Source organism: Bacillus cereus, assembly GCF_007678085.1.
Taxonomy (GTDB): Bacteria; Bacillota; Bacilli; order Bacillales; family Bacillaceae_G; genus Bacillus_A; species Bacillus_A cereus_BE.
The window spans coordinates 19283-45949 of the sequence record NZ_VEDW01000005.1; the positions used below are offsets into that span (position 1 = coordinate 19283).

The window sequence follows — 26667 nt, forward strand, 5'->3', positions numbered from 1 at the left end:
CATTTTATACCTGTATGGAGGTTAACAAATGTAATTAAAGTCATAAAAATTTTTCAGCAATTAGAAGACTTCTGATACAATAAGAAGGATAACTAAAAAGAAATTTTGGCTGGAGAGGTAGAGGTACATGGATTTATTAACAAAGTGGTTTAATGCCACGAAGCAGTATTTATTAAATGCTGATCGTTGGGCTGATATTGGAACAGCAACATTGAAAATATGTATTATTTTAATAATTGGTGCAGTTGTTGTACGAGTCGCGCGTGCAATTGTACGAAATGCGTTTCGTATGGGAAGTCGTTCGCCAATTCAAATTTCAGAGCGTCGTACAGTTACAGTAGCGAAGTTACTTGAAAATATTGTGGCATACGTTGTTATGTTCATTATGCTAATTGCGATTTTAGGTGTGTTTAATATTAATGCATCTGGTTTATTAGCGGGTGCCGGGGTAATTGGTTTAGCAGTCGGATTTGGTGCCCAAAGTTTAGTGAAAGATGTCATTACAGGATTATTTATTTTGTTAGAAGATCAATTTTCAGTCGGTGACTATGTAAAAATTGGTCAGTTTGAGGGAGTCGTTTTAGAAATTGGACTTCGTACAACGAAAGTAAAGAGTTGGACAGGCGAAATTCATACTTTACCAAATGGAAGTATCATTCAAGTTACGAACTATTCAGTTAGTAATAGTGTAGCATTTGTTGATGTATCCATTTCTTATGAAGCTGACATAGCGAAAGCGGAGCAAGTCATCGAGGAGTTATTAGAAGAATTGCCTGCACAGTATACGCAAATGGTAACAACGCCTCAGTTATTAGGTGTGCAAACATTGGCTGCATCAGAGGTTATATTACGTGTTATCGCGGAAGTAGAGCCGATGCAACATGCGGTTATTGCAAGAGCACTTCGTAAAGAAATTAAAAATCGTCTAGATTTACATGGAATTGAAATTCCATATCCACGTATGGTTTTATATAATCGTGAAGAATTGGTTAGTGGAAAAGCAATTTAGTATGGAGAGGGGTTTGGAGAATGGAGCAAAAGCAATATAACTTGTACGATGTTGTGGAAATGAAGAAAGCCCACCCATGTGGTGAGAATCGCTGGAAGATTATTCGTATGGGAATGGATATCCGCATTAAGTGCGAGGGATGTGACCATTCAGTAATGATTCCTCGAAGAGAGTTTGATCGTAAGGTGAAAAAAATACTTGTGAAGCACGAAGAATAGAGAGAAAGTAACAGTTGCGATGGGTAGCTGTTACTTTTTTTCGTTTGGAGGAAACTTGTCATTTTTTTCGTTACTATCTATAATGATGAAAGATTGAGACATAGGAGTGAAAAATATGGGATTAACGGCTGGGATTGTTGGATTACCTAACGTAGGGAAGTCAACTTTATTTAATGCAATTACACAAGCAGGAGCAGAATCTGCAAACTATCCATTCTGTACAATTGATCCAAACGTAGGGATTGTAGAAGTACCAGATGAGCGTTTAAATAAATTAACGGAATTAGTAGAACCGAAAAAAACTGTTCCGACTGTATTTGAGTTTACTGATATTGCAGGTATCGTAAAAGGTGCTAGTAAAGGTGAAGGGTTAGGAAATAAATTCTTATCTCACATTCGCCAAGTAGATGCAATTTGCCAAGTTGTTCGTTGTTTTGAAGATGAGAACATTACACACGTTTCAGGGAAAGTAGATCCAATTGATGATATTGAAACAATCAACTTAGAGTTAATCTTAGCGGATCTAGAATCTGTTGATAAACGTATCGAACGTGTTGCGAAATTAGCAAGACAAAAAGATAAAGAAGCAGTATATGAGCATGAAATTTTAGTTCGCCTAAAAGAAGCTTTTGAAGAGGGAAAACCAGCTCGTACTGTTGAATTTACAGAAGAGCAAATGAAGATTGTTAAAGGTCTTCATTTACTTACAACGAAAGAAATGTTATACGTAGCAAACGTAAGCGAGGATGATATTATCGATCCTTCTGAAAACAAATACGTACAAATGGTAAAAGAATTCGCTGCAAATGAAAATTCTCAAGTAATCGTTGTATGTGCAAAAATCGAAGAAGAAATCGCTGAGCTAGACGAGGAAGAGAAAAAAGTATTCCTTGAAGAACTAGGCATTGAAGAATCTGGTTTAGATCAATTAATTCGTGCTGCATATGATTTATTAGGACTTGCTACGTACTTCACAGCAGGTGTGCAAGAAGTACGTGCATGGACGTTCAAACAAGGTATGAAAGCACCACAATGTGCTGGTGTAATTCATACAGACTTTGAGCGTGGATTTATTCGTGCAGAAACAGTTTCTTACGAAGACTTAATGACAAATGGTTCTATGACAGCTGCAAAAGAAGCTGGTAAAGTTCGTTTAGAAGGAAAAGAGTATATCGTAAAAGACGGAGATGTTATGCACTTCCGTTTCAACGTTTAATTTAATATTTCCTAGGAAAAATAAAGATATAAGCTTGGCAAATATATTATGTGTTTGCCAAGTTTTTTATGTATGGGTGAGTTGATTCATCTAACTTACTATGATATAATCTAAACTCGTGAGTAATTACTATAAATTAATTGCTCCTTGCCCATTACGGGCCGTTTAGACCAAAAGGAGGTGAAAGTGTAATGAGAAAGTACGAAATTATGTACATCATTCGTCCTGGCGTTGAAGAAGAAGCTCAAAAAGCTTTAGTTGAACGTTTTGCAGGTGTTTTAACAAACAATGGTGCAGAAATCATTAACACGAAAGAGTGGGGTAAGCGTCGTTTAGCTTACGAAATCAACGACTTACGTGAAGGTTTCTACATGATCTTAAACGTGAACTCTAACGCAGAAGCGATTAACGAATTCGACCGTTTAGCTAAGATCAACGAAGACATCCTTCGTCATATCGTTGTTAAAGAAGAAGAAAAATAATTGATATATAAGGGAGAGTGGTTCGATTGATGAATCGTGTTATCCTCGTTGGTCGTTTAACTAAGGACCCTGACTTACGTTACACGCCCAATGGTGTTGCAGTAGCTACTTTTACGTTAGCTGTGAATCGCGCATTTGCGAATCAACAAGGTGAGCGTGAAGCTGACTTTATTAATTGTGTAATATGGCGTAAACAAGCAGAAAACGTAGCAAATTATTTGAAAAAAGGTAGCTTAGCAGGCGTAGATGGACGTCTTCAAACTCGTAATTACGACGGACAAGATGGTAAACGTGTATATGTAACAGAAGTTCTTGCGGAAAGCGTACAATTTTTAGAGCCGCGTAATGGCGGTGGGGAGCAACGTGGTTCATTTAATCAGCAACCATCAGGAGCTGGTTTCGGTAACCAAAGCTCTAACCCATTTGGTCAATCTAGTAATTCAGGTAACCAAGGTAATCAAGGAAACTCTGGATTTACGAAGAATGACGATCCATTTTCAAATGTAGGTCAACCGATCGACATTTCCGACGACGATTTACCGTTCTAATACAGTAAATTTGTTAGTTTTAACAAAGAATGGAGGGAAATAGACATGGCAGGACGCAAAGGTGGACGTGCGAAACGTCGTAAGGTGTGTTTCTTCACAGCTAACGGCATCACTCGCATCGATTATAAAGATGTTGATTTATTAAAACGTTTCGTTTCTGAGCGTGGTAAAATTTTACCTCGTCGTGTAACAGGAACAAGCGCAAAATACCAACGCAAACTTACAGTTGCAATTAAACGTGCTCGTCAAATGGCACTTTTACCATATGTTGGTGAATAATAGCGTATGAAATGCACAGTAGAGTCCGACTCTACTGTGCATTTTGCTATGCTTTTCTTTTTTTGAAAGAGAGGTTAGATGATGAAAAATACGAAATTTATTACTGAGGGTGCAGCATTGTTAGCGATATATGCAATGTTATTGCTTATATCTATGTATGTTCCAATTTTAGGTACAGTTGTAACGTTTGCGTTGCCATTACCATTTATATTGCTAACGATACGACATAGAATATCTAACGCCTTTGTAATTTTTACGGCGGCGCTTTTTATTACTGTAATTGTCAGTCAACCGATGAACTTAGTAAAGACAACTATGTTTGGATTGATAGGTATCGTTTTAGGATATATGTATAAAAAACGAAAAAAGCCGGTAGAAATTTTGCTGGCGGGTATGCTTGCGTACTTAATTGGTATTATGCTCATTTATGTTGCAAGTATAAAGTTTTTTAACATAGATTTAATGAAGCAAATGCAAAATATGTTTAATGAAAGTATGGCGCAAAGTGAAAAGATAGTCACTGCTGCTGGTATGCCGATTAGTAAAGAGCAAAAAGAGTTATTTGCACAATTTAATGATGTGTTACAAACGTTATTCCCAAGTTTACTTGTAATGGTCTCGGTATGTTTTTCTTGGATTACAGTTATGATATCAGGTAGTGTTTTGAAAAAATTAAAGCATGACGTTATACCTTGGCCTAAATTTAAAGATATACAGTTACCAAAGAGTATTGTTTGGTATTACGTTATATTTATTTTGCTATCAACTTTTATAAAAGTAGAACCGACATCATATTTACATATGGTATTTTCTAACCTATATGTCATATTTGCTTTACTACTAGTACTGCAAGGTCTAACATTTATCGCTTTTCTAGCGCATAGAAAAGGTTTTACGAAAGGGGTTCCTATTATTAGTTTTATTGTCTGCATGTTTATTCCGATGCTGTTTCCTCTTGTGACAATCTTAGGTATAATTGATTTAGGGATTTCATTGCGTTCTAAAATAGGAGGATAAAGTAATATTCCTTATACTATTTTAATCTGTTTAACTAACTGGAAGATGAGTTAGTTTTACTTTATAGGAGTTGTATACATGCCTGAATTTTATAAGAAACAGTGGTTTTTATATCCTGTTTACGTATTGGCATTTTTTGTGTTTGTGCTTATTTCGATCCTCTGTTATTTTCATTTAATGATGGGGATAGTCTCCTTTTTAATTTTTTGTATCGTCCTTTTTGTTGTTGTACGATTTGAACTTACCTTTCAAAAGAACTTTGAAAAACATACGACAGAGATGATTACAAGGGTAAAGAAAGTGAGTAATGAGGCATTTAACCAAATGCCGATTGGTATTTTGTTATACAATAAGGATTATGGGATTGATTGGGCGAATCCTTATTTATCTTCATGCCTAGGACAGCATGCATTAGCTGGATGGCACCTTTATGATGTATCAGAAACGTTACTTCTTTTTATTAAAGGAGAAACTTCCGATGATATAGTCTCTTTAAATAATCGAAAGTTTCGTGTCTTTGTAAGGAAGGAAGAAAAGTTAATTTATTTCTTTGATGTAACAGAACAAACTGAAATTGAAAAGATGTACGAGGATCAACGTACCGTTTTGGCTGTCATTTATTTAGATAATTATGATGAAGTTACACAAGGATTAGATGATCAATTACGTACGAATATAACAAGTCTTGTAACATCACGCCTAAATGAATGGGCCGTTAAGTATGGGGCATATTTAAAACGTGCATCTTCAGAAAGATTCTTCGTTGTGCTAAATGAAAGTATTTTGGCGCAAATGGAGAAAGGGAAATTTAGTATTTTAGATCAAGTGCGTGAAGAAACATCTAAAAGGAATATACCACTCACCTTAAGTGTAGGTGTTGGATCAGGTGATTTACCTTTATCAGAGCTTGGGGCAATGGCTCAGTCTGGCTTAGACCTTGCACTTGGCCGTGGTGGAGATCAAGTAGCTATTAAGCAAGCGACAGGTAAAGTTAAGTTTTATGGTGGTAAGACAAATCCAGTGGAAAAACGTACTCGTGTACGTGCTAGAGTTATTTCGCACGCATTAAAGGATTTAGTATTAGAAAGTAGTAATGTCATGATAATGGGACATAGGGCTCCTGATATGGATGCAATTGGTGCTGCGATTGGTATTTTAAAGGTAGCGCAATTAAATGAGCGCAAAGGATATATTGTGCTGGATGAAAATGATTCTGATAAGGGAATTAAGCGTTTAATGGATAAAGTGAAACAGAATGAAGAGTTATGGTCTCACTTTATTACACCAGAACAAGCGATGGAATTTGCAAATGATGATTCCTTACTTGTTGTTGTTGATACGCATAAACCTTCAATGGTGATGGAAGAAAAGCTGTTACGCAAAATTGAAAACGTAGTTGTTATTGACCATCATCGCCGAGGAGAAGATTTTATTGAAGACCCATTGCTTGTTTACATGGAGCCTTACGCTTCTTCCACGGCAGAACTTGTTACAGAATTACTTGAATACCAACCGAAAAATTTAAAAATGACAATGTTAGAAGCGACAGCGTTGTTAGCAGGTATTATTGTTGATACGAAAAGCTTTACATTCCGTACGGGTGCCCGTACGTTTGATGCCGCTTCTTATTTACGCTCACATGGTGCAGATACTGTACTTGTACAGGAGCTTTTAAAAGAAGATATGGATCAGTATTTACGGGTTGCAAAAGCTATTAAAAATGCGTACATTTATACAAATGGAATTGCGATTGCAAAAGTTGATAGTGATGATTACTACGATCAAGTGCTTATTGCGCAATCAGCGGACACATTATTAACAATGACAGGAATTATTGCATCATTTGTTATTGCAAAACGTGGCGAGAATTTCATTGGAATTAGCGGCAGGTCTTTAGGTGAAGTGAATGTGCAGCTAATTATGGAAAATTTAGGTGGTGGCGGGCATTTAACGAATGCAGCCACACAAATGAAAAATGTTACAGTAGATGAAGCTGAGGAGAAGCTTCGATTTGTTATTGATGACTATTTACAGGGAGGCACACAATCATGAAAGTAATTTTTCTAAAAGACGTAAAAGGTAAAGGTAAAAAAGGAGAAGTAAAAAATGTACCAGATGGCTATGCAAATAACTTCTTACTAAAACAAGGATTAGCTGCTGAGGCGACAAATAGCAGTATGAAAACTTTAGAAGCTCAAAAACGCAAAGAAGAAAAAGATGCAGAGGCAGAGCTTGAAAGTGCAAAACAATTAAAAGAAACGTTAGAGAAACTAACTGTAGAAGTAAAGGCTAAATCTGGAGAAGGTGGCCGTCTATTCGGTTCAATCACAAGTAAACAAATCGTAGATGCAATGCAAAAATCACACAAGATTAAACTTGATAAGCGTAAATTTGAAATGGATGATGCAATTCGTGCATTAGGCTATACAAACGTTACTGTGAAATTGCATCCGCAAGTAACAGCAACAGTAAAAGTTCATGTTAGTGAACAATAAAAATAAGTTAAGCAAGGAGGATTGCGTATGAGTGATGTAATGGCTGATCGTACCCCTCCGCATAATATAGAAGCTGAGCAGGCAGTCCTAGGTGCTATATTGATTGATCAGGATGCGTTAACGTCAGCATCGGAACTATTGGTACCTGACTCATTTTATCGAACGAAACATCAAAAGGTTTTCGAAGTCATGCTTGGTTTGTCTGATAAGGGAGAGCCAATCGACTTAGTAATGATGACGTCAGCGATGGCGGATCAAGGGTTACTAGAAGAAGTTGGTGGGGTTTCTTACTTAGCAGAATTAGCAGAAGTTGTTCCGACTGCTGCTAACGTAGAGTATTATGCACGAATCATCGCTGAAAAAGCGCTCTTACGTCGTTTAATTCGAACAGCGACTCATATCGTGTCAGATGGATATGAGAGAGAAGATGATGTGGATGGCCTTTTAAATGAGGCTGAGAAAAAAATATTAGAAGTGTCTCATCAAACGAATGCGAAAGCATTCCAAAATATTAAAGACGTTCTTGTAGATGCTTACGATAAAATCGAACTTTTGCATAATCAAAAAGGTGAAGTTACGGGGATACCAACTGGATTCACTGAATTAGATAAGATGACAGCAGGGTTCCAGCGAAATGATTTAATTATCGTGGCGGCACGTCCATCGGTAGGGAAAACGGCATTTTCATTAAATATCGCACAAAACGTGGCGACGAAAACGGATGAAAATGTAGCGATTTTTAGTCTAGAGATGGGTGCTGATCAGCTTGTTATGCGTATGCTTTGTGCAGAAGGGAATATTGATGCACAAAGACTTCGTACTGGGTCATTAACTTCTGATGATTGGGCGAAATTAACGATGGCAATGGGTAGCCTTTCTAATGCCGGTATCTATATTGATGATACACCAGGGATTAAAGTAAATGAGATTCGGGCAAAATGTCGTAGATTAAAACAAGAACAGGGTCTTGGTATGATCTTGATTGACTATTTGCAGCTTATTCAAGGAAGCGGGAAATCAGGAGAGAACCGTCAGCAGGAAGTATCTGAAATTTCTCGTACACTAAAAGGGATTGCACGTGAATTGCAAGTTCCTGTTATTGCCTTGTCACAGTTATCTCGTGGTGTAGAATCTCGCCAAGATAAACGTCCGATGATGTCTGATATTCGTGAATCGGGAAGTATCGAGCAGGATGCCGATATTGTAGCCTTCTTATATCGTGAAGATTACTACGACCGAGAAACAGAAAATAAAAATACGATTGAAATTATTATTGCAAAGCAGCGTAACGGTCCTGTAGGCTCAGTAGAACTCGCATTCGTTAAAGAGTTCAATAAGTTCGTTAACTTAGAACGTCGCTTCGAGGATGGACATGCGCCGCCTGCATAAAGATAGTATAAAAAAGAAACACATTTCTTATAATAAGATGTGTTTCTTTTTTTTTATAGGAAAGATAAGGCTTTCATAATGTAAAAATATAATTCTTACGAACGAAAATGTTTTTTAATAAAAAAATGTTCGCTTTTTGGTTGACTTCTTTTTCCGTTTTGGTACAATTATATTGTTTGAATAGATCGTTTGAAAATTGCGGAGGTGCTTTAATAATGTCTTCAGTAGTAGTTGTAGGAACACAATGGGGCGACGAAGGAAAAGGTAAAATCACTGATTTTCTTTCTGAGCATGCGGAAGTAGTTGCAAGATATCAAGGTGGAAATAACGCGGGACATACAATTGTTTTCGGCGGAGTTAAATATAAATTACACTTAATTCCATCTGGTATTTTCTATAAAGAGAAAATTTGTGTAATCGGAAATGGCTTAGTAGTAGATCCGAAAGCATTACTTGAAGAGTTAAAATACTTACACGATCGTGGTGTAAGTACTGATAATTTACGTGTAAGTAACCGTGCGCACGTTATTTTACCTTATCACTTAAAACAAGATGAGTTAGAAGAAGCAAGTAAAGGTGATAACAAAATCGGTACAACGAAAAAAGGTATCGGTCCTGCATATATGGATAAAGCTGCTCGTATTGGTATTCGTATGGCTGATCTTTTAGACCGTGAAGCATTTAAAGAGAAGCTTGAGCGCAATTTAGTAGAAAAAAATCGTTTATTTGAAAAAATGTACGATACAGAAGGTTTCAGTGTAGAAGAAATCTTCGAAGAGTACTTCGAGTACGGACAGAAAATCGCACAATATGTATGTGATACGTCTGTTGTATTAAATGATGCGCTAGATAACAATCACCGTGTACTATTTGAAGGTGCACAAGGGGTTATGCTTGATATCGACCACGGTACGTACCCATTCGTTACATCTTCGAACCCGATTGCTGGCGGTGTAACAGTTGGAACTGGAGTTGGTCCTGCGAAAGTTACTCGCGTTGTGGGTGTATGTAAAGCATATACAAGCCGCGTAGGTGATGGTCCGTTCCCTACTGAGCTTCATGATGAAATTGGTCATCAAATTCGTGAAGTTGGTCGTGAGTATGGAACAACAACTGGTCGTCCACGCCGTGTAGGTTGGTTCGATAGCGTTGTTGTAAGACATGCACGTCGTGTTAGTGGTTTAACAGATCTATCATTAAATTCTATCGACGTTCTAACAGGTATTCCGACTCTTAAAATTTGTGTTGCTTACAAATGTAATGGCGAAGTTATCGATGAAGTTCCAGCAAACTTAAACATTTTAGCGAAATGTGAGCCTGTATACGAAGAGCTTCCAGGTTGGACAGAAGATATTACTGGTGTAAGATCATTAGACGAGCTTCCTGAAAATGCACGAAAATACGTAGAACGTGTGTCTGAGTTAACAGGAATTCAATTATCTATGTTCTCAGTTGGACCAGATCGTAACCAAACAAATATCGTTCGTAACGTATACGAAGCTTAATTAATATTTTTAAGAAAAAACTCATGTCCACATGAGTTTTTTCTTATCTTTTATAAAAAAAATAAAAAAGGTATTGCAAAAAATAAAGAAAACATGTTATGATACATCTTGTCGTCACGAAAATATGACGTTGGTGAGTATGAGCCATTAGCTCAGCTGGTAGAGCATCTGACTTTTAATCAGAGGGTCGAAGGTTCGAATCCTTCATGGCTCACCATTTTATTTTTCGTGGCCCGTTGGTCAAGTGGTTAAGACACCGCCCTTTCACGGCGGTAACACGGGTTCGAATCCCGTACGGGTCATGTTTTTTTATGTTCATTTTTGGTCCCGTGGTGTAGTGGTTAACATGCCTGCCTGTCACGCAGGAGATCGCCGGTTCGACCCCGGTCGGGACCGCCACTTTTGTTTATACCACCATTAGTGGTTTTATATATAGTTTTGGCTCGGTAGCTCAGTCGGTAGAGCAGAGGACTGAAAATCCTCGTGTCGGCGGTTCGATTCCGTCCCGAGCCACTCTCAGGATATTAAGTGGGCCCACTTAATATCCTTTTTATTTGTGTAATTTTACAAAATTGAGTAGTTATTTTAAAATAGAATGAGGAGCCTCTAGCAGTTGAAGCTAGAGGTTTTTCTATAGATCGTATAGGATTCCGTGTAAAAGTGGATCATACATGAGTCTGTGAGAATAGAGGAGAAAGTACTTAAGCAAAAGATGCGGTCATATAGGGACATACTATGTAGACATCAATGTGTTTAGGGATATTGACCATATTTTTACCCCGCTTTTGGCGGGCAGTAAGCCCCTATCTCAAAATTCAGCAAAGGCAAAGAAGTTAGGTGCGGGATCAACTGCCCGTAGATGCCCAATTGGTGAGGGCTAATACTCGGTGGGGGATGAAGCCCCCTGTCGATTAAAGTTTCACTTTATAAGGAGGAAATAGACGATGATGGGAAAGAAAATTTTAGTAGTTGATGATGAAAAGCCGATTGCGGATATTTTAAAGTTCAACCTAGAAAAAGAAGGTTTTGAAATTGTAATGGCGCATGATGGTGACGAAGCGATTGAAAAAGCGAATGAAGAACAGCCAGATATGGTCTTATTAGATATTATGTTACCAGGTAAGGATGGCTTAGAGGTTTGTCGTGAAATACGTAAAAGCTCAGAAATGCCGATTATTATGCTTACAGCAAAGGACTCTGAAATTGATAAAGTATTAGGGCTTGAGCTTGGCGCAGATGATTATGTAACGAAGCCATTTAGTACGAGGGAATTACTTGCTCGTGTGAAGGCAAATTTACGCCGTCATCAACAAGGTGGTTCTGCAGAAAAAGAAGAAAACACGGAAATGGTTATTGGACCAATTGTTATCAATCCAAATGCGTATAGTGTAACGAAACGTGAGGAAAATATTGAACTTACACATCGTGAATTTGAGCTACTACATTATTTAGCAAAACATTTAGGACAAGTTATGACTCGTGAACATTTATTGCAAACGGTTTGGGGTTATGATTATTTTGGAGATGTACGTACAGTGGACGTAACAGTGCGTCGCTTACGTGAAAAAATTGAAGATAATCCAAGTCATCCTACTTTAATTGTCACTAGACGTGGAGTAGGGTATTACTTGCGTGACCCAGAGCAGGAATAGTATATGAAGAAAGTCGGTTTTTTTCAATCTATTCATTTAAAATTTGTGCTCATATATATGCTATTAATATTAATAGCTATGCAAGTTATTGGGGTATATTTCGTTAGGGAGTTAGAAAAGAGTCTTGTACAAGGTTTTAGAGATTCTTTAACGCAGCAAACGAACTTATTAGCATATAACTTGAAACAAGAGTTTAAAAAAAGTCATACAAAAGCAGAAACAGAATCAACAGATGAAACGATTAAAACTTCAATTCGAAAATTTGCCTCTGATCGAAAGAAAGATATCCAAGAGGTAAGTGTATTTGATTCGAATAGAAAGTTACTTGCTATTTCAGATGAGTCAAAGCAAAACAAGGTAAATAGAACATCAACTGATATAGCTGTTCAGCGGGTATTGGTACAAAAAAAGCCAGAAGTAAAAATTGAGAAGGATGGTCGTACAGGCCATCGTGTACAAGTTATGCTTACTCCGATTATAGATGATAACGGCAAGGATGCACTGGGTGTTATTTACATTGTTGCATCTATGGAAGATGTTTATAAACAGATGAAGGATATTAATCAAATTTTTGCGACTGGAACCGTTATTGCATTACTCGTAACAGCTGTACTTGGAATTTTGTTAGCTCAAACGATTACGAGACCAATCTCAGATATGCGAAGACAAGCGATTGAAATGGCAAAAGGAAACTATTCAAGAAAAGTAAAAGTGCATAGCCATGATGAAATTGGACAATTAGCATTATCTTTTAATAATTTATCAAAAAAATTACAACAAGCTCGTTCTTCAACGGAAAGTGAAAGACGTAAATTATCATCCGTTTTATCACATATGACAGATGGAGTAATTGCTACTGACCGAAAAGGGGACATTATTTTATTAAATGATCCTGCGGAGAAGATGCTAAATGTTTCGCGTGAAACGGCGCTCGATCAATCTGTTTTAGAAGTATTAGGGATACAAGAAGAATTTACGCTCGATCATTTATACGAAGAGCCTGATTCCGTTTTATTAGATTTTAGTACGAGAAATGAGCCATATATTCTACGTGCTAGTTTCTCTGTTATTCAAAAAGAAACAGGGAAAGCAAATGGTTTAATAGCCGTATTATATGACGTAACTGAGCAGGAGCGTATAGAAAGGGAACGCCGTGAGTTTGTGGCAAACGTTTCCCATGAATTAAGAACACCATTAACAACAATGCGCAGTTACTTAGAGGCACTTACGGACGGTGCGTGGCAAGATCCGAATATTGCACCACAATTTTTAACAGTTACACAAGAAGAAACAGAAAGAATGATTAGACTTGTAAATGCATTATTGCAACTTTCTAAACTCGATAGTACAGAACATCGTTTAATGAAAGAATGGGTCGACTTTACTGACTTCTTTAATAACATTATTGATCGTTTTGAAATGTCTAAAGAGCAAAACGTAAGTTTCAAACGATCTTTCTCTAAGAAATCCCGATTTATTGATATGGATACGGATAAAATTACGCAAGTTTTGTATAACATTATTTCGAATGCATTAAAGTATTCACCAGAAGGTGGAACAGTAACATATCGCTTACGTGATCGTGGGGAATTATTAGAGATTAGTGTAAGTGACCAAGGAATGGGGATTCCAAAAGAAAATGTCGATAAAATCTTTGAACGTTTTTATCGCGTAGACAAAGCACGTTCAAGACAAATGGGTGGTACAGGACTTGGATTAGCAATTGCAAAAGAAATGATTGAGGCACATGGTGGCTCAATTTGGGCGAAGAGTGAGGAAGGAAAAGGGACAACTATTTACTTCACATTGCCAATGGCAGCGGATGAAGAGGACGAATGGGAATGAGTATGGAAAATGTTAAAACGATAGTTTTAATTAATTTAGTTGTAATTAGCCTATTTCTTACTTTTAACTTATGGACGTATGTGCCAGATTCCACGTCTATGCAAAACGCAAAATTTGTGCAGGGGAATGAAGGAACTACTCAAACTAAAATTGCTGATGTTGTCCGCCCTACTTCTATCATCGTGCATAAAGATAAAAATCATTACGGGAGCGAAAGAGAGGGAGATATAGAATCAATCTATAAACCTTTGGAAGCAGGGGAATTATATGATTTCAAAGAGATATCGATTGCTAAAGCTGATTTCCTTTCTTATGTGCATGGTGAGGGGAAAATTGAACTTATTTTTCCTACCAACATCCCATTTGATGCAGTTAAATCTATGTTTAATATGAAAGAAAAAAGTATAAATAAGCCTAAACATTTTAATCGAATTATTCTCGATCCTTCTAGAAGTAGGGATCAAGAAATTAAAATTAATTTTGTTTCTGATGGTGATAACTCTAGAATATATGAAGCAAAATTAAGTGGTGTGTATTTAAAAGATATTGTAAATGCACAAAATCAATTTATAGTATCAGCAAAACCTTATTTTGACTATCAAATTAATGATGTGAAAAAGCTATTTTTACCAGATGGAACGACAGAGTTAAGTAATATAACATATATTTCATCTAATTTAGCGGTTGATACATTTAAGAATGCTCTTTTTAGTGACCCACGTTATTTAAGCCCTATTACCGAGAAATCAAAAGAAACATTTACAGATGGTATTAGGTCCATGGAGATTGAAAACGATCATCATATGCTAAAGTATAAAAATTCTTCTGTTTCAAGTGAGAAAACGACAGATAATTTAATGCTTTTACAAAAAAGCTTTGATTTTGTAAATGGTCACAGTGGGAGTTTAGATTCATATCGTTTGGACTATATGAATAAAGGACAGACGGTATTCCGTTTACATGAAGATGGATATTCCGTATTCAATACAGATGGATTAGCTGAATTGAGACAAGTAAGGGGATCAGAAGAAGTAATGGAATATGAGAGACCTTTGTTGTCTTTAAATACGAAAGGCATAGAACAGAAGGCTACTCTTCCATCGGGTCACGTTGTAATAGCATCCTTAGAAAATAATGCCGCGGTAGATAAACGATTCATTAAAGACATTGGTATTGGATACAAATTATCACTAGATGGGCAAGTGGCTCGACTACAGCCAATTTGGTATGTAAAGTTTGTTGAAGATGAAACGGGCAAACAAAAAATATATGAGTGGAGTGAGGGAGGACTAAATGGATTGGGATCGGATTAAAACCATATTTATTGTGACCTTTTTTGTTTTGGACCTCTTTCTCATTTTTCAATTCATTCAAAAGCAGGATAGTAATCAATTGGAGCTTATTGCAGAAACAAAGATAGATCAAGAATTAAAAGCAAACAAAATTACTATGGGTAATTTCCCTAAAGAACCGAAAAAAGAGTCATTTATTAGGGCCGAAAACAAGGCATTTAAAGAAGAAGATGTACAGTCTTTAAAAAATCAAACGGCGCATATACAAAATATGTACAAGATAGAAAGTAAGCTAAAAGAGCCCTTTTTGAATACAAAATCATTATCGAAAGATAAGTATAGTGATTTTTTGAAGAACTATGTATTGGATGGACAAAAGTATGAGTTTGGAGCGATGAAAGACTCTAAAATTTACTTCTTCCAAAAATATAAAGATAAACCTATTTTCTATAACGATCAGGCAATGATTGTTGTGGAATTAAATGAAAAAAATGAACTTGTGTCATACACGCAGACGATGCTAACGGATTTAAAAGAAATGGGCGAAAGTGAAAAAACGAAACAGCAAGAAATTATTACTGCCCAAACGGCCTTAGAAAATCTGTATTTAAAAAATAAAGTTCATGGAAATACACATGTAAAAGAAGCACAAATTGGTTATGCCAACCTTACCGCATCTACTTCTAATAACCAAGTACTTGCTCCAACATGGAACTTAAAAACGGAGCAGAAGCAGGACTTCTTTGTAAATGCAATTGAAGGACAAGTTATGGAATTAGGGGAAAGGGAAAATCAAGTGGTTGATGAACATACTGGAGTGAGAAAGAATGGGGTTGCATTTTAGCGTACTTGCAAGTGGAAGTACAGGGAATATGCTATATGTAGGAACAGATGAAAAGAAATTACTGGTCGATGCAGGTTTAAGTGGTAAAGCAACAGAGGCTTTATTTAAACAGGCAGAACTAAATATAAATGATGTATCGGGTATTCTTGTAACACATGAACATAGCGATCATATTAAAGGATTAGGTGTATTAGCACGTAAATATGATTTGCCTGTTTATGCAAATGAGAAAACATGGAATGCAATGGAACACTTAATAGGAAATATCCCAACAGAGCAAAAGTTCATTTTCTCAGTTGGGGATGTGAAAACATTCGGTGATATCGAGGTCGAGTCATTTGGAGTTTCTCATGACGCCGCAGAGCCGATGTTCTATGCTTTTCATAACAATAATAGAAAGTTAGCCCTTATTACAGATACGGGATACGTGAGTGACCGTATGAAAGGTGTTATTAAGGGAGCTAACGCTTTCGTATTTGAAAGTAATCATGACGTGGAAATGCTTCGTATGGGACGTTATCCATGGAGTATTAAGCGACGTATTTTAAGTGATGTGGGGCACGTTTGTAATGAGGACGCTGCATTAGCGATGGCGGATGTAATTACAGATGAGACAAAACATATTTATTTAGCCCATTTAAGTTTAGATAATAACATGAAAGAACTAGCACGTATGTCAGTATCACAAGTACTAGAGGAAAAAGGATTTGGAGTGGGAGAAGCCTTTGAAATTCACGATACAGATCCAAAAATGCCGACAAAAATTCAATACGTATAATTCTTCATTTTAGTAAACAATAAAGGTGAATATAGTTGTTTTCAGGAAGATGGGTGAACAAATATGTCCTTTATTGATGAAGAAAATTATCGTATGAAACGTGCAAGAAAAAAGAAGCATAAAGGTATAGTCATTTCTAGTATAGCAGGAACAATTGTAGGAGCTTCGTTATTTGCATTTGGAGCTCCTTTGTTTTCAAATGATGCGGGCGCGTTTCCACAAGCTGAAGCAAGTGGAAGTAATATGGCCGAAGCGCAAGGAATTAAACAGATTAGTTTTGTGGATGCTGTTGATCGTGCGTCTGAAGCTGTTGTTGGCGTTATTAATATTCAACGAGATAATTTTTCAGAGGCAGATTCAGAAGCTGGTACAGGATCAGGTGTAATTTATAAAAAGGCAGATGGCCAAGCTTATATCGTAACGAATAATCATGTTGTTGCTGGAGCAAATCGTATTGAGGTAAGTTTAAGTGACGGTAAGAAGGTTCCTGGTAAAGTATTAGGAACGGATGTAGTCACCGATTTAGCTGTACTACAAATAGATGCAAAGCATGTAAAAAAAATAATTGAAATTGGTGATTCTAATACTGTTCGTAGAGGAGAACCGGTCATTGCGATTGGAAACCCGTTAGGACTGCAATTTTCTGGGACTGTCACACAAGGCATTATTTCAGCTAATGAACGTATTGTTCCTGTAGATTTGGATCAAGATGGACATTACGATTGGCAAGTAGAAGTATTGCAAACAGATGCAGCAATTAATCCAGGTAATAGTGGTGGTGCGCTTGTAAATGCGGCAGGTCAATTAATTGGCATTAACTCAATGAAAATTGCAGCAAAAGAAGTAGAAGGAATTGGACTAGCCATTCCAGTTACTAGAGCTGTTCCCATTATGAATGAATTAGAGAAGTACGGAAAAGTAAGGAGACCGTATGTTGGAATTGAACTTAGATCGTTAAATGAGATTCCAAATTACCATTGGTCAAAAACATTGCATTTACCGGGCAATGTAACAGAGGGAGTTTGCATTTTAGATGTGAAAAGCCCTTCGCCAGGTGTAGATGCTGGTTTACGTGAACATGATGTGATTGTAGCAGTAGATGGAAAACCGGTTCGCGATATTATCGGATTCCGTACGGCCTTATATGATAAAAAAATTAATGATAAAATGACTCTTACGTTTTATCGTGGTACAAAACGAGCAACAACAACGGTTAAATTAGGCATTCAAAAGTATTAAAAACAGGAGGGCCTACCTCCTGTTTTCTATTGTAGAAAAGTGAGGTGAAGAATATGAATTTACCTTGTTGTTTAGAGCATGTTGAATTAGCTTTAGATATTATTGTGGATGAGTGTGAAGTTGCGCCGGTTATCAACAATGTGGATAACTCGGAAAAAGAGAAAAAAACATGTGAATTTTGTCAAAATGAGGCGACATATGTTGTATCGAACACAGATTCTCACACAATATGTGGGTAACATTTGTGGATATGTGGATAAGTTATGTGGATAACATGTTTGTAAGGTGGGGAATACGTGTGAATATCTCGATTATTTCAATTGGGAAATTAAAAGAAAAATATTTAAAACAAGGTATAGCAGAATACTTAAAACGATTATCTGCATACGCAAAAGTAGAAGTAATTGAATTGCCAGATGAAAAGGCACCAGAAAATTTAAGTGAAGCAGAAATGTTAATTGTAAAAGAAAAAGAAGGTATACGTATACTGGATAAAATTTCTGACGATACACATGTCATTGCGTTAGCGATAGAAGGAAAGCAAAAATCATCAGAAGAATTTGCAGTAAGCTTAGATCGTCTTGCTACATATGGAAAGAGTAAAGTTGCATTTGTAATTGGTGGATCACTTGGACTAAGTTCAGAAGTAATGAAGCGTTCAAACGAATCTCTTTCTTTTTCAAAAATGACATTACCACACCAATTAATGCGTTTGGTATTGCTTGAGCAAGTATATAGAGCATTTCGTATTAATCGTGGTGAACCGTATCATAAATAAGTGAGGTTTATCTGTGAAGATACTATCAGCACCATATCCTATTAGTGGTAAGATGCTGGTTATAGTGATATAAGTAAATGTTCATTTAAAAAAGGTGCCTGTTATCCACTTGAATAATTTCGATTATTCGGGAGTGACAGGCATTTTTTATGAATTGTTTGACAATTTCAGAGGGGTATTAGATTATCTATTCTTATAGGTCAAATGGTCAGTTGCAATGTTCACCATCTTGTTTTTGTGTATTGCTGATTTAGAGCGGTTTTGTAATAGATAATACGATAGAAATATAAACATATTTTCCATCTCCCACTAGAATTAGTTGGATAAGGGATCCTGCAACCAATTAATAATATAATATCAATTTTCTTAGTTAGAGTGTTTTTCGAAAAAAAGGGATAAATATGGAAGTAATCATACTTCCTTTTTAATTTTTATAGTAAAATATTCCTGATATTTATTTTGGAAAGGAACTAGCTAACAAATGTTATATATTATTGGTGGAATTATTTTATTTTTAATTTTTGCGAGATTTGGATCAGAGGGTATAGGTTGCTTCTTTTTTCTTGTTATTGCATTTCTTCTCTGGAGAATTGGGGTCTTGTCGTTTATTATCCGAGGTATATTAAAAATTGGGGAATGGATTTTAGTTCGCGTGGCCTACTATTACTATAAGTTTTTCGGGGACGATGCCAGCACAGGATTTATTTTAAACAAACTTGGCAATATATTATTTAACTAACTCAATATTAAGATTAACACTGAAGAAGTGTAAAGCTAAACATCAGTGAGATTTTAGTAGATATTAAGAATAACCCAAAATCTGAACTAGGATTGAAGCAGGATATACTGAGGAATTTTATGAAACGGAACAAGTAGAACAAGTTCAAGGAGATAAATTAGTTTCTAGGTCAGATTTAAATAGTATTGAGTAATTGATTATTAAGGAAGCAAATGGTTCAATACTATAAGGAAAGATTCTTCTAGGAAAAATGCAATTATATGTGTATATCATAAATAATTGTACAATAGTGCATTCAAACGGCTACAGATGTGGCCGTTTTCTATATTTCCTAAAATAAGTATGTTTCTATTTCTAAAAAAGTGTGATGTAATATGAAGAGGAAAAAAGTACAAGTAGTCATAGAAGTGAGGAATTAAAGGTGAAGAAGTTTAAAAAGTTTTACTTGGAGATTACGAGTGTATGTAATCTTGCGTGCAGCTTTTGTCCGCCGACGGAAAGGCAGAAGCAGTTCATTTCTGTGGAGGATTTTGCGAAAAGATTAGACCAAATTAAACCTCACACAGACTACATTTATTTGCACGTGAAGGGTGAGCCATTGCTCCATCCGAAAATAGATCAATTGTTAGATTTAAGCCACGAAAAAGGGTTTAAAGTTAATATTACAACGAACGGAACGTTAATTAATAAGAGAAGGCATAGACTGTTAAATAAACCTGCATTAAGACAAATGAATTTTTCATTGCACAGTTTTGATGGACATCCAGGTTCGCAAGATAAAGAAGGTTATGTAAGGAGTATACTTTCCTTCATTAGAGAGGCGACAAGTCAATCAGATTTAATTGTTTCACTTAGATTATGGAATTTAACGCAGGATAATAAAACGAATGCTGAAATCCAGAAAAATAGAGATTTATTATCCATCATTGAAAATGAGTTTGGTCTATCTTATCAAATCGAAGAGAAGCTTACACCAGGAAAAGGTATAAAAATTGCGGAACGTGTCTTTATTAATCAAGACTATGAATTCCAGTGGCCGGCATTACATGAAGAAGAGGATGATGGAAAAGGATTCTGTCACGGTCTTCGAAATCAGGCTGGAATTTTAGCAAATGGAACAGTTATTCCTTGCTGTTTAGATGGTGAGGGGATTATTAACCTTGGGAATATTAATAATGACTCATTTTCTAACATTATAGAAGGTGAAAGAGCAACAAACATTGTCGATGGATTTTCGAAAAGGGTTGCAGTCGAAGAGCTATGCAGGAAATGTGGATACCGTAAAAGGTTTGGAAAATAAATATGAAATAAGCCCTCGTAAAGCGAGGGCTTATTTTTTATCCTGCTATTTGCCGGGCAGTAAGACCCCCACCTCAAAATTCAGCGGAAGCAAAGAAGTTAGGTAGGGAGCGGGCTGCCCGTAAAAGCCCGATTGGTGAGAGCTAATAATCAGTGGGGGATGGACACCCCCCACTGATTAAAGTTTCACTTTATTCTTGATAAGAGCGTTCTAATTCATCGATTAAGGAACCGACGTAAGAAACAGCTTTACGGATTGCATCTGGTTTTGACATATCTACTCCGGCATGTTTCATTAATTCAAGTGGTTTCATCGTACCACCAGCGCGAAGTACATCTAACCAGCGATCCACGGCAGGTTGTCCTTCCTCTTTAATCATTTGGGCTACCGCAGTAGATGCAGTTAGGCCTGCGGAATAGGTGTAAGAATATAAGCCCATATAATAATGAGGTTGACGCATCCAAGTTAAGCCAGCATCTTCGTCAATTTCTACAGAATTTCCCCAGAATGTCGAAAGTACATTTGTTTTTATTTCAGTTAAAGTTGTAGCTGTAAGTGCTTCTCCTTCTTCTGCTAGCGTATATACTCTTCTTTGATATTCTCCCTCAAGTAAGTGAGTAACAAAGTTATGATAATATGTGCCAAGTAGTTGCAGAATCACCCATCTACGCATTCTCTTATCTTCAGTCGTCGCTAATAAATGCTGGGCTAATAGTAATTCGTTCATCGTAGATGGTGCTTCGACAAAGTACATAGATGGACGTACATTCATAATACGCTGATTTTTATTTGCTAAATAAAAATGACCAGCATGTCCAAATTCATGGGCTAATGTGAAGCATCCACGCATCGTATTTTGCCACGTAATTAAAATGTATGGATGAGAACCATATGGGCTTGAACAAAATGCTCCAGTTGATTTGCCTACGTTATCTGCAAGATCAACCCATCTTTCTTGGAATCCTTTTTGGATAATGGAACTATATTCATCGCCTAATACTTTTAAAGAATCTTGAATTAATTTACCAGCCTCCTTGTATGTGATGGTTGGATTAAATTCGGGATCTAAAGGTGCATGTAAGTCGCAGAACAGCATTTCATCGAGTCCTAATACTTTCTTTTTTAAATCTGCAAAACGGCGCATATGAGGCGCTAATTCCTTGTATATAATATCAAGTTGATTGTTATACATTTCAAGTGGAACTTTTTGAGGTTCCAAAAGCATATGAGTAACAGATTCAAATTTGCGTAAACGAGAGAGTGTTACTTGTTTTTTTACTTCAGTCGCATATGTTGTTGCCACGGTATTCTTATATCGTTTCAAGGTGGAAACAAATGATGAGTATGCTTTTCTACGTATGTCTACGCTTGGAGAGAACTCATATTTACTTTCAAATAATGCAAATGATACAGGGAGTTCGTTTCCTTGTTCGTCTTGTATGGAGGTAAAATCCATATCGGCTAATTTAGTCATACCGTAAATTTTGTATGGAGAATTATGTACTTCGCCAAGTGCAGCAAGAGCTTCTTCTGTTTCAGGAGAGAGTGTATTCAGCCTTTTTTGCAGTATGTCTAGTAATGATTTACGGAAAGGTTCGAGTTTTGTTTCTTCAGCTAAATATTTTTCAATTGTTCCTTCGTCGAATGAGAGGATTTCATTATGGATAAAGGATAGTGCAGTATGTACTTTTGTCCACAAGGCAGCAATTTTGGAAGAGTTCGCTTGAATAACTGGGTTTGTACGATCAGTGGATTCTTTTAAATTGGCATAGGAGTATAGTTTTGTTAACTCCATTAAAAGCTCTTCTTCTAAAAGTAGGCAATGTAATAAGGTAGTGGCGTTAGTGTGTAATTTTCCTTTAAACGCATCAAGTTTTTTCATATCGTCTGTTAATACAAGTAATGCAGTTTCCCACTCTTTATCAGATTCGTATAAATCAGAAAGGTCCCATGTTAGTTCAGTAGGGACTTCTGCGCGAATATGGCGTTTCTCAATTACATTTTTCATTTGTTATATCCCCCTTATTATAAGTATCTAAAAATATGATACTAGAAAATTCAGTAAAATGAAAATTTTTTACATTTCTATACATGAAAAAAAAGGACAAGCATAAAAATGCTTGTCCTTCGAGTTAAATTTAAAAATTAATATACTTTATCACCGTTGAAAATAGAGTTTTTCACGACTACATAATCTACAGTACGAATAGAGTCTAATTTTGTTCCACCAGCGTAAGAAATAGAAGATTGAAGATCTTGTTCCATTTCGATTAAAGTGTCTTCTAAAGAACCTTTATGCTCAACGAACATTTTCTTACCTTCAACGTTTTTCTTCTCGCCTTTTTGGAATTCAGAAGCTGAACCGAAGTACTCTTTATAAAGTTTGCCATCTTTTTCGATTGTTTCCCCTGGAGACTCTTCATGACCAGCGAATAGAGAACCGATCATAACCATAGTCGCCCCAAATCGAATAGATTTAGCTACGTCGCCGTGTGTACGAATACCACCGTCAGCGATAATTGGCTTACTTGCAGCTTTTGCACACCAGCGAAGTGCAGCTAGTTGCCAACCGCCAGTTCCAAAGCCTGTCTTAATTTTAGTAATACAAACTTTACCAGGTCCAATACCAACTTTTGTTGCGTCAGCACCAGCATTTTCTAATTCTCTTACCGCTTCTGGAGTTCCAACGTTTCCAGCGATAACGAAGCTTTCTGGTAAATGCTTTTTAATATGTTGAATCATGTTGATTACAGCATTGGAATGTCCATGTGCAATATCAATCGTGATATATTCAGGTGTAAGTTGCTCAGCAGCTAATTGTTGTACGAATTCATACTCATCCTCTTTTACACCAACGCTGATAGAAGCGATTAATCCACGTGATTGCATATCTCTAATGAATGAGATACGTTTCTCTGGTTGGAAACGATGCATGATATAGAAGTAATTGTTTTCAGCTAAATAAGTTGCGATTCTTTCATCAATAATCGTTTGCATATTTGCAGGTACGACAGGTAATTTAAATTTATGTTTACCTAAAGTGACAGTTGTATCACATTCAGAGCGGCTGTTTACAATACATTTTGCAGGAATTAATTGAATATCTTCATAGTCGAATACGTTTTCCATCATTTACACCCCTAAAATACGAATATTTTATTTAGTTTGTTTAAAAATGTTCGTCCAAAAGATAATTTACATTATTTTCACTCATAAGTCAAAGGTTTTCATATTTATATTTAAAAATTTAAATTTATCCGCCTATGTTGTAAGTTCATATTACTAAAATGTGTTTAAACATAGCATTATTTGATGTAAAATTATGTTTGGAAAAGAAAAGTTAAATAGGTAAATTTAGGAGGGCTATTAATGAAGCGCTTAGTATATATGGATTGGTTGCGTGTATTAGCAACAATCGCAGTAGTTACAATTCACGTTTCAGCGGGTTATGTTTCTATGTTAGATGCAAATAACGTATCACGCTGGATGGCTGGTAACTTGTTTGAATCGATTTCACGTGCAAGTGTTCCGATTTTTGTGATGATTAGTGGAGCTTTATTGTTAAAAGGAACGAAAGATATTTCGGTCGGGGAATTTTTACAGAAGCGTGCAAGTAAAGTAATTATACCTTTTGTAGCTTGGAGTGCTATATTTTATGCATATGGAGCATATGCAGGATATTTCCCGGCATCTTTAAAGCAAGGGATAAAGCACTTTTTAACGGATACAATCGGGGGACATTTATGGTTCTTATACATGATTGTAGGGATATATTTAATTACACCTTTACTGAAAATCTTTGTGAAGAACGCTAAAAAAAGAGAGATAGAATACTTTTTAATTTTATGGCTATATGCGTCTGTTGTAGTCAATGTAGTTAAATATTATTATCCTATCAACTTTAATATTGAGTTATTTTACGTTACAAATTATGTAGGGTATTTCTTACTTGGTTATTACTTATCCAATTATGATATTACGAAAAAGTGGAGAAATATTTCTTACATTGGAGGACTTGTAGGATTTATTAGTACATTCTTTATTACATATCACTATACAGTAAAAGCAAATGGACAGTTAGAGCAGTTTTGGTACGGATATTTTGCGCCAGGCGTTGTACTGATGGCGATTGGATTATTTGTATTTTTCAAATATGCTTTCCAAAAATCAGAAAGAGAATTACCATTGTTATTCCGTTTTATAAATCAAGCAAGCCTTGGAATCTATATTCTTCACTTCTTCTTATTAAATAACTTGTTGTACATGGTTTTCCCTAAGGTAAATGAGCGTGTGCATGCAATATTGGCAATACCTATTAATGTAACGATTACAATTGTTCTTAGTCTGGTTATTACGTTAGTATTGCAAAGAATACCAGTTGTGAAAAAATTGGTTCCATAAAAATGAATACAGTATAGATAGGGCAGACTTATTATTAAGGCTGCCCTTTACTATTTTAAAATTATACTTAGATAAATTTAGGTTGAAACGAATTAAAAACAGTGGATTAATATAGTATCTTACTATAGTCTAAAGTGAGGTATGAAGAACATAATAGGTTAAATATAAAATCAAATGAGGTTAATATATGAGTAAAAAAAGCTTTAGTAATTATGCATTAAGTAAAGAAGTAAGACGAGCACTTACTGGTTTAGGATATGAGCATCCAACAGAAGTGCAAGGAGAGGTCATTCCAGTTGCATTGCAAAAGAAGGATCTTGTTGTAAAGTCGCAAACGGGAAGTGGAAAAACGGCTTCTTTCGGAATACCACTTTGTGAAATGGTAGAGTGGGAAGAGAATAAACCACAAGCATTAGTTTTAACACCAACGAGGGAACTTGCTGTTCAAGTGAAAGAAGATATTACGAATATAGGGCGATTCAAACGAATTAAAGCTGCTGCAATTTATGGTAAATCTCCATTTGCACGTCAAAAATTAGAGTTAAAACAAAAGACGCATATTGTAGTAGGGACTCCAGGGCGTGTGTTGGATCATATTGAAAAAGGGACTCTGTCTTTAGAGCGATTGAAATATTTAGTGATTGATGAAGCAGATGAAATGCTAAATATGGGCTTTATCGATCAAGTAGAGGCAATTATTGATGAATTACCTACAAAAAGAATGACAATGCTATTTTCAGCAACCTTACCGGAAGATGTTGAAAAGTTATCCCGTACATATATGAATGCACCAACTCATATTGAAATTAAAGCAGCTGGGATTACAACAGAAAAAATTGAACATACCCTTTTTGAAGTAAGGGAAGAAGAGAAGCTTTCACTTCTTAAGGATGTAACTATGATTGAAAATCCAGACAGTTGTATTATTTTTTGTCGTACACAAGAAAACGTAGATCATGTATATAGACAGCTAAAACGAGTTAATTATCCTTGTGACAAAATACACGGTGGTATGGTACAGGAAGATCGTTTTGAAGTTATGGATGATTTTAGAAAAGGAAAGTTCCGTTATTTAGTAGCAACTGATGTAGCTGCGAGAGGAATTGATATTGATAATATTACACATGTTATTAATTACGATATTCCATTAGAAAAAGAAAGCTATGTACACCGTACGGGAAGAACGGGACGAGCTGGTAATAGTGGAAAAGCTATTACATTTATAACGCCGTATGAAAATAGATTTTTAGAAGAGATTGAGGAATATATCGGATTTGAAATTCCAAAGGAACTGGCACCTTCAAAAGAAGCAGTTATAAAAGGGAAAGCAGTATTTGAAGAAAAGATATATGCTAAACCAATTATAAAAAAGGATAAAAATGCAGACCTAAACAAAGGAATTATGAAATTGTACTTTAATGGCGGAAAGAAAAAGAAAATTAGGGCGGTAGATTTCGTTGGAACAATTGCTAAAATTCAAGGTGTTTCTGCTGATGATATAGGTATTATTACAATACAAGACAATGTTTCTTATGTTGAAATATTAAATGGAAAAGGACCACTTGTTTTAAAGGTTATGAGAAATACAACGATAAAAGGTAAACAATTAAAAGTTCATGAGGCAATTAAATAAATGAAAAT

24 protein-coding genes and 4 tRNA genes are annotated in these 26667 nt (G+C 36.0%); 26 read left to right on the forward strand and 2 right to left on the reverse strand.

Features of this window, described 5'->3' with window-relative positions:
• Positions 1–127: 127 nt before the first annotated feature.
• The 24 genes from FS742_RS20515 to FS742_RS20635 all read left to right on the forward strand — a co-directional run bounded on the left by FS742_RS20515 (position 128) and on the right by FS742_RS20635 (position 20625).
• Positions 128–1009, forward strand: a complete 882-nt coding sequence (locus FS742_RS20515; RefSeq protein WP_144614736.1) for a mechanosensitive ion channel family protein — start codon at positions 128–130, stop codon at positions 1007–1009.
• 20 nt (positions 1010–1029) lie between these two features.
• Positions 1030–1227, forward strand: coding sequence for a DUF951 domain-containing protein (locus tag FS742_RS20520; RefSeq protein WP_000436051.1), 198 nt, complete (start codon positions 1030–1032; stop codon positions 1225–1227).
• Positions 1228–1342: 115 nt separating this feature from the next.
• Positions 1343–2443 carry a redox-regulated ATPase YchF gene (gene ychF, locus FS742_RS20525; protein WP_000524656.1) on the forward strand — a complete coding sequence of 367 codons (1101 nt, stop codon included), beginning with the start codon at positions 1343–1345 and terminating at the stop codon, positions 2441–2443.
• 191 nt (positions 2444–2634) lie between these two features.
• The gene (gene rpsF / locus FS742_RS20530; RefSeq protein ID WP_001233781.1) at positions 2635–2925 is read left to right on the forward strand and encodes a 30S ribosomal protein S6; all 291 of its coding nucleotides are present in this window, start codon (positions 2635–2637) and stop codon (positions 2923–2925) included.
• A gap of 26 nt (positions 2926–2951) precedes the next feature.
• Positions 2952–3473 (forward strand): single-stranded DNA-binding protein, encoded by a 522-nt coding sequence (ssb, locus tag FS742_RS20535; RefSeq protein WP_000981963.1) that lies wholly within the window; start codon positions 2952–2954, stop codon positions 3471–3473.
• Positions 3474–3518: 45 nt separating this feature from the next.
• Positions 3519–3752 (forward strand): 30S ribosomal protein S18, encoded by a 234-nt coding sequence (gene rpsR / locus FS742_RS20540; protein WP_000918873.1) that lies wholly within the window; start codon positions 3519–3521, stop codon positions 3750–3752.
• Positions 3753–3833: 81 nt separating this feature from the next.
• Entirely contained in the window at positions 3834–4769 is a 936-nt protein-coding gene (locus FS742_RS20545) for a YybS family protein (RefSeq protein ID WP_144614738.1), read from the forward strand.
• Positions 4770–4847: 78 nt separating this feature from the next.
• Entirely contained in the window at positions 4848–6821 is a 1974-nt protein-coding gene (locus FS742_RS20550) for a DHH family phosphoesterase (RefSeq protein ID WP_144614740.1), read from the forward strand.
• Positions 6818–7264, forward strand: a complete 447-nt coding sequence (gene rplI / locus FS742_RS20555; protein WP_000864239.1) for a 50S ribosomal protein L9 — start codon at positions 6818–6820, stop codon at positions 7262–7264. Before FS742_RS20550 ends, rplI begins: the two co-directional genes overlap by 4 nt.
• 27 nt (positions 7265–7291) lie before the next feature.
• On the forward strand, positions 7292–8653 hold the full coding sequence (dnaB, locus tag FS742_RS20560; RefSeq protein ID WP_144614742.1) for a replicative DNA helicase: 1362 nt from the start codon (positions 7292–7294) through the stop codon (positions 8651–8653).
• 215 nt (positions 8654–8868) lie between these two features.
• Positions 8869–10158 carry an adenylosuccinate synthase gene (locus tag FS742_RS20565; protein WP_144614744.1) on the forward strand — a complete coding sequence of 430 codons (1290 nt, stop codon included), beginning with the start codon at positions 8869–8871 and terminating at the stop codon, positions 10156–10158.
• Between the two features lie 141 nt (positions 10159–10299).
• A tRNA-Lys gene (locus FS742_RS20570) sits at positions 10300–10375 on the forward strand.
• Positions 10376–10388: 13 nt separating this feature from the next.
• A tRNA-Glu gene (locus tag FS742_RS20575) sits at positions 10389–10460 on the forward strand.
• Positions 10461–10481: 21 nt separating this feature from the next.
• Positions 10482–10557, forward strand: a tRNA-Asp gene (locus tag FS742_RS20580).
• Positions 10558–10598: 41 nt separating this feature from the next.
• Positions 10599–10671: transfer RNA gene (locus FS742_RS20585), tRNA-Phe, on the forward strand.
• 431 nt (positions 10672–11102) lie between these two features.
• Positions 11103–11810: a cell wall metabolism DNA-binding response regulator WalR gene (gene walR, locus FS742_RS20595; protein WP_000971869.1), complete on the forward strand. Its 708-nt coding sequence runs from the start codon at positions 11103–11105 to the stop codon at positions 11808–11810.
• Between the two features lie 3 nt (positions 11811–11813).
• The gene (gene walK / locus FS742_RS20600) at positions 11814–13655 is read left to right on the forward strand and encodes a cell wall metabolism sensor histidine kinase WalK (RefSeq protein WP_144614748.1); all 1842 of its coding nucleotides are present in this window, start codon (positions 11814–11816) and stop codon (positions 13653–13655) included.
• Positions 13652–14968 (forward strand): YycH family regulatory protein, encoded by a 1317-nt coding sequence (locus FS742_RS20605; protein WP_144614750.1) that lies wholly within the window; start codon positions 13652–13654, stop codon positions 14966–14968. The genes walK and FS742_RS20605 overlap by 4 nt, the downstream gene beginning before the upstream one ends.
• A complete protein-coding gene (locus FS742_RS20610; RefSeq protein ID WP_144614752.1) occupies positions 14949–15791 on the forward strand; it encodes a two-component system regulatory protein YycI in 843 nt (280 codons plus the stop codon). The genes FS742_RS20605 and FS742_RS20610 overlap by 20 nt, the downstream gene beginning before the upstream one ends.
• Entirely contained in the window at positions 15775–16569 is a 795-nt protein-coding gene (locus FS742_RS20615; protein WP_000522836.1) for an MBL fold metallo-hydrolase, read from the forward strand. The genes FS742_RS20610 and FS742_RS20615 overlap by 17 nt, the downstream gene beginning before the upstream one ends.
• 63 nt (positions 16570–16632) lie before the next feature.
• A complete protein-coding gene (locus FS742_RS20620; protein ID WP_144614754.1) occupies positions 16633–17808 on the forward strand; it encodes a S1C family serine protease in 1176 nt (391 codons plus the stop codon).
• Positions 17809–17861: 53 nt separating this feature from the next.
• Positions 17862–18047 (forward strand): CxxH/CxxC protein, encoded by a 186-nt coding sequence (locus FS742_RS20625; RefSeq protein ID WP_001052827.1) that lies wholly within the window; start codon positions 17862–17864, stop codon positions 18045–18047.
• A 59-nt stretch (positions 18048–18106) separates the two neighbouring features.
• Positions 18107–18586: a 23S rRNA (pseudouridine(1915)-N(3))-methyltransferase RlmH gene (rlmH, locus tag FS742_RS20630; RefSeq protein ID WP_001027003.1), complete on the forward strand. Its 480-nt coding sequence runs from the start codon at positions 18107–18109 to the stop codon at positions 18584–18586.
• Positions 18587–19746: 1160 nt separating this feature from the next.
• The gene (locus FS742_RS20635; protein WP_000713629.1) at positions 19747–20625 is read left to right on the forward strand and encodes a radical SAM/SPASM domain-containing protein; all 879 of its coding nucleotides are present in this window, start codon (positions 19747–19749) and stop codon (positions 20623–20625) included.
• Positions 20626–20815: 190 nt separating this feature from the next.
• On the opposite strand, the gene pepF is transcribed toward FS742_RS20635, so the two are convergent.
• Positions 20816–22633 (reverse strand): oligoendopeptidase F, encoded by a 1818-nt coding sequence (gene pepF, locus FS742_RS20640; protein WP_144614755.1) that lies wholly within the window; start codon positions 22631–22633, stop codon positions 20816–20818.
• A gap of 137 nt (positions 22634–22770) precedes the next feature.
• Positions 22771–23754, reverse strand: a complete 984-nt coding sequence (guaC, locus tag FS742_RS20645; RefSeq protein WP_000432444.1) for a GMP reductase — start codon at positions 23752–23754, stop codon at positions 22771–22773.
• Between the two features lie 240 nt (positions 23755–23994).
• Here guaC and FS742_RS20650 point away from each other — a divergent pair, with 240 nt between their 5' ends.
• Entirely contained in the window at positions 23995–25026 is a 1032-nt protein-coding gene (locus FS742_RS20650; RefSeq protein ID WP_144614757.1) for an acyltransferase, read from the forward strand.
• A gap of 187 nt (positions 25027–25213) precedes the next feature.
• Positions 25214–26659 carry an ATP-dependent RNA helicase DbpA gene (gene dbpA / locus FS742_RS20655; RefSeq protein ID WP_144614759.1) on the forward strand — a complete coding sequence of 482 codons (1446 nt, stop codon included), beginning with the start codon at positions 25214–25216 and terminating at the stop codon, positions 26657–26659.
• Positions 26660–26667 lie beyond the last annotated feature (8 nt).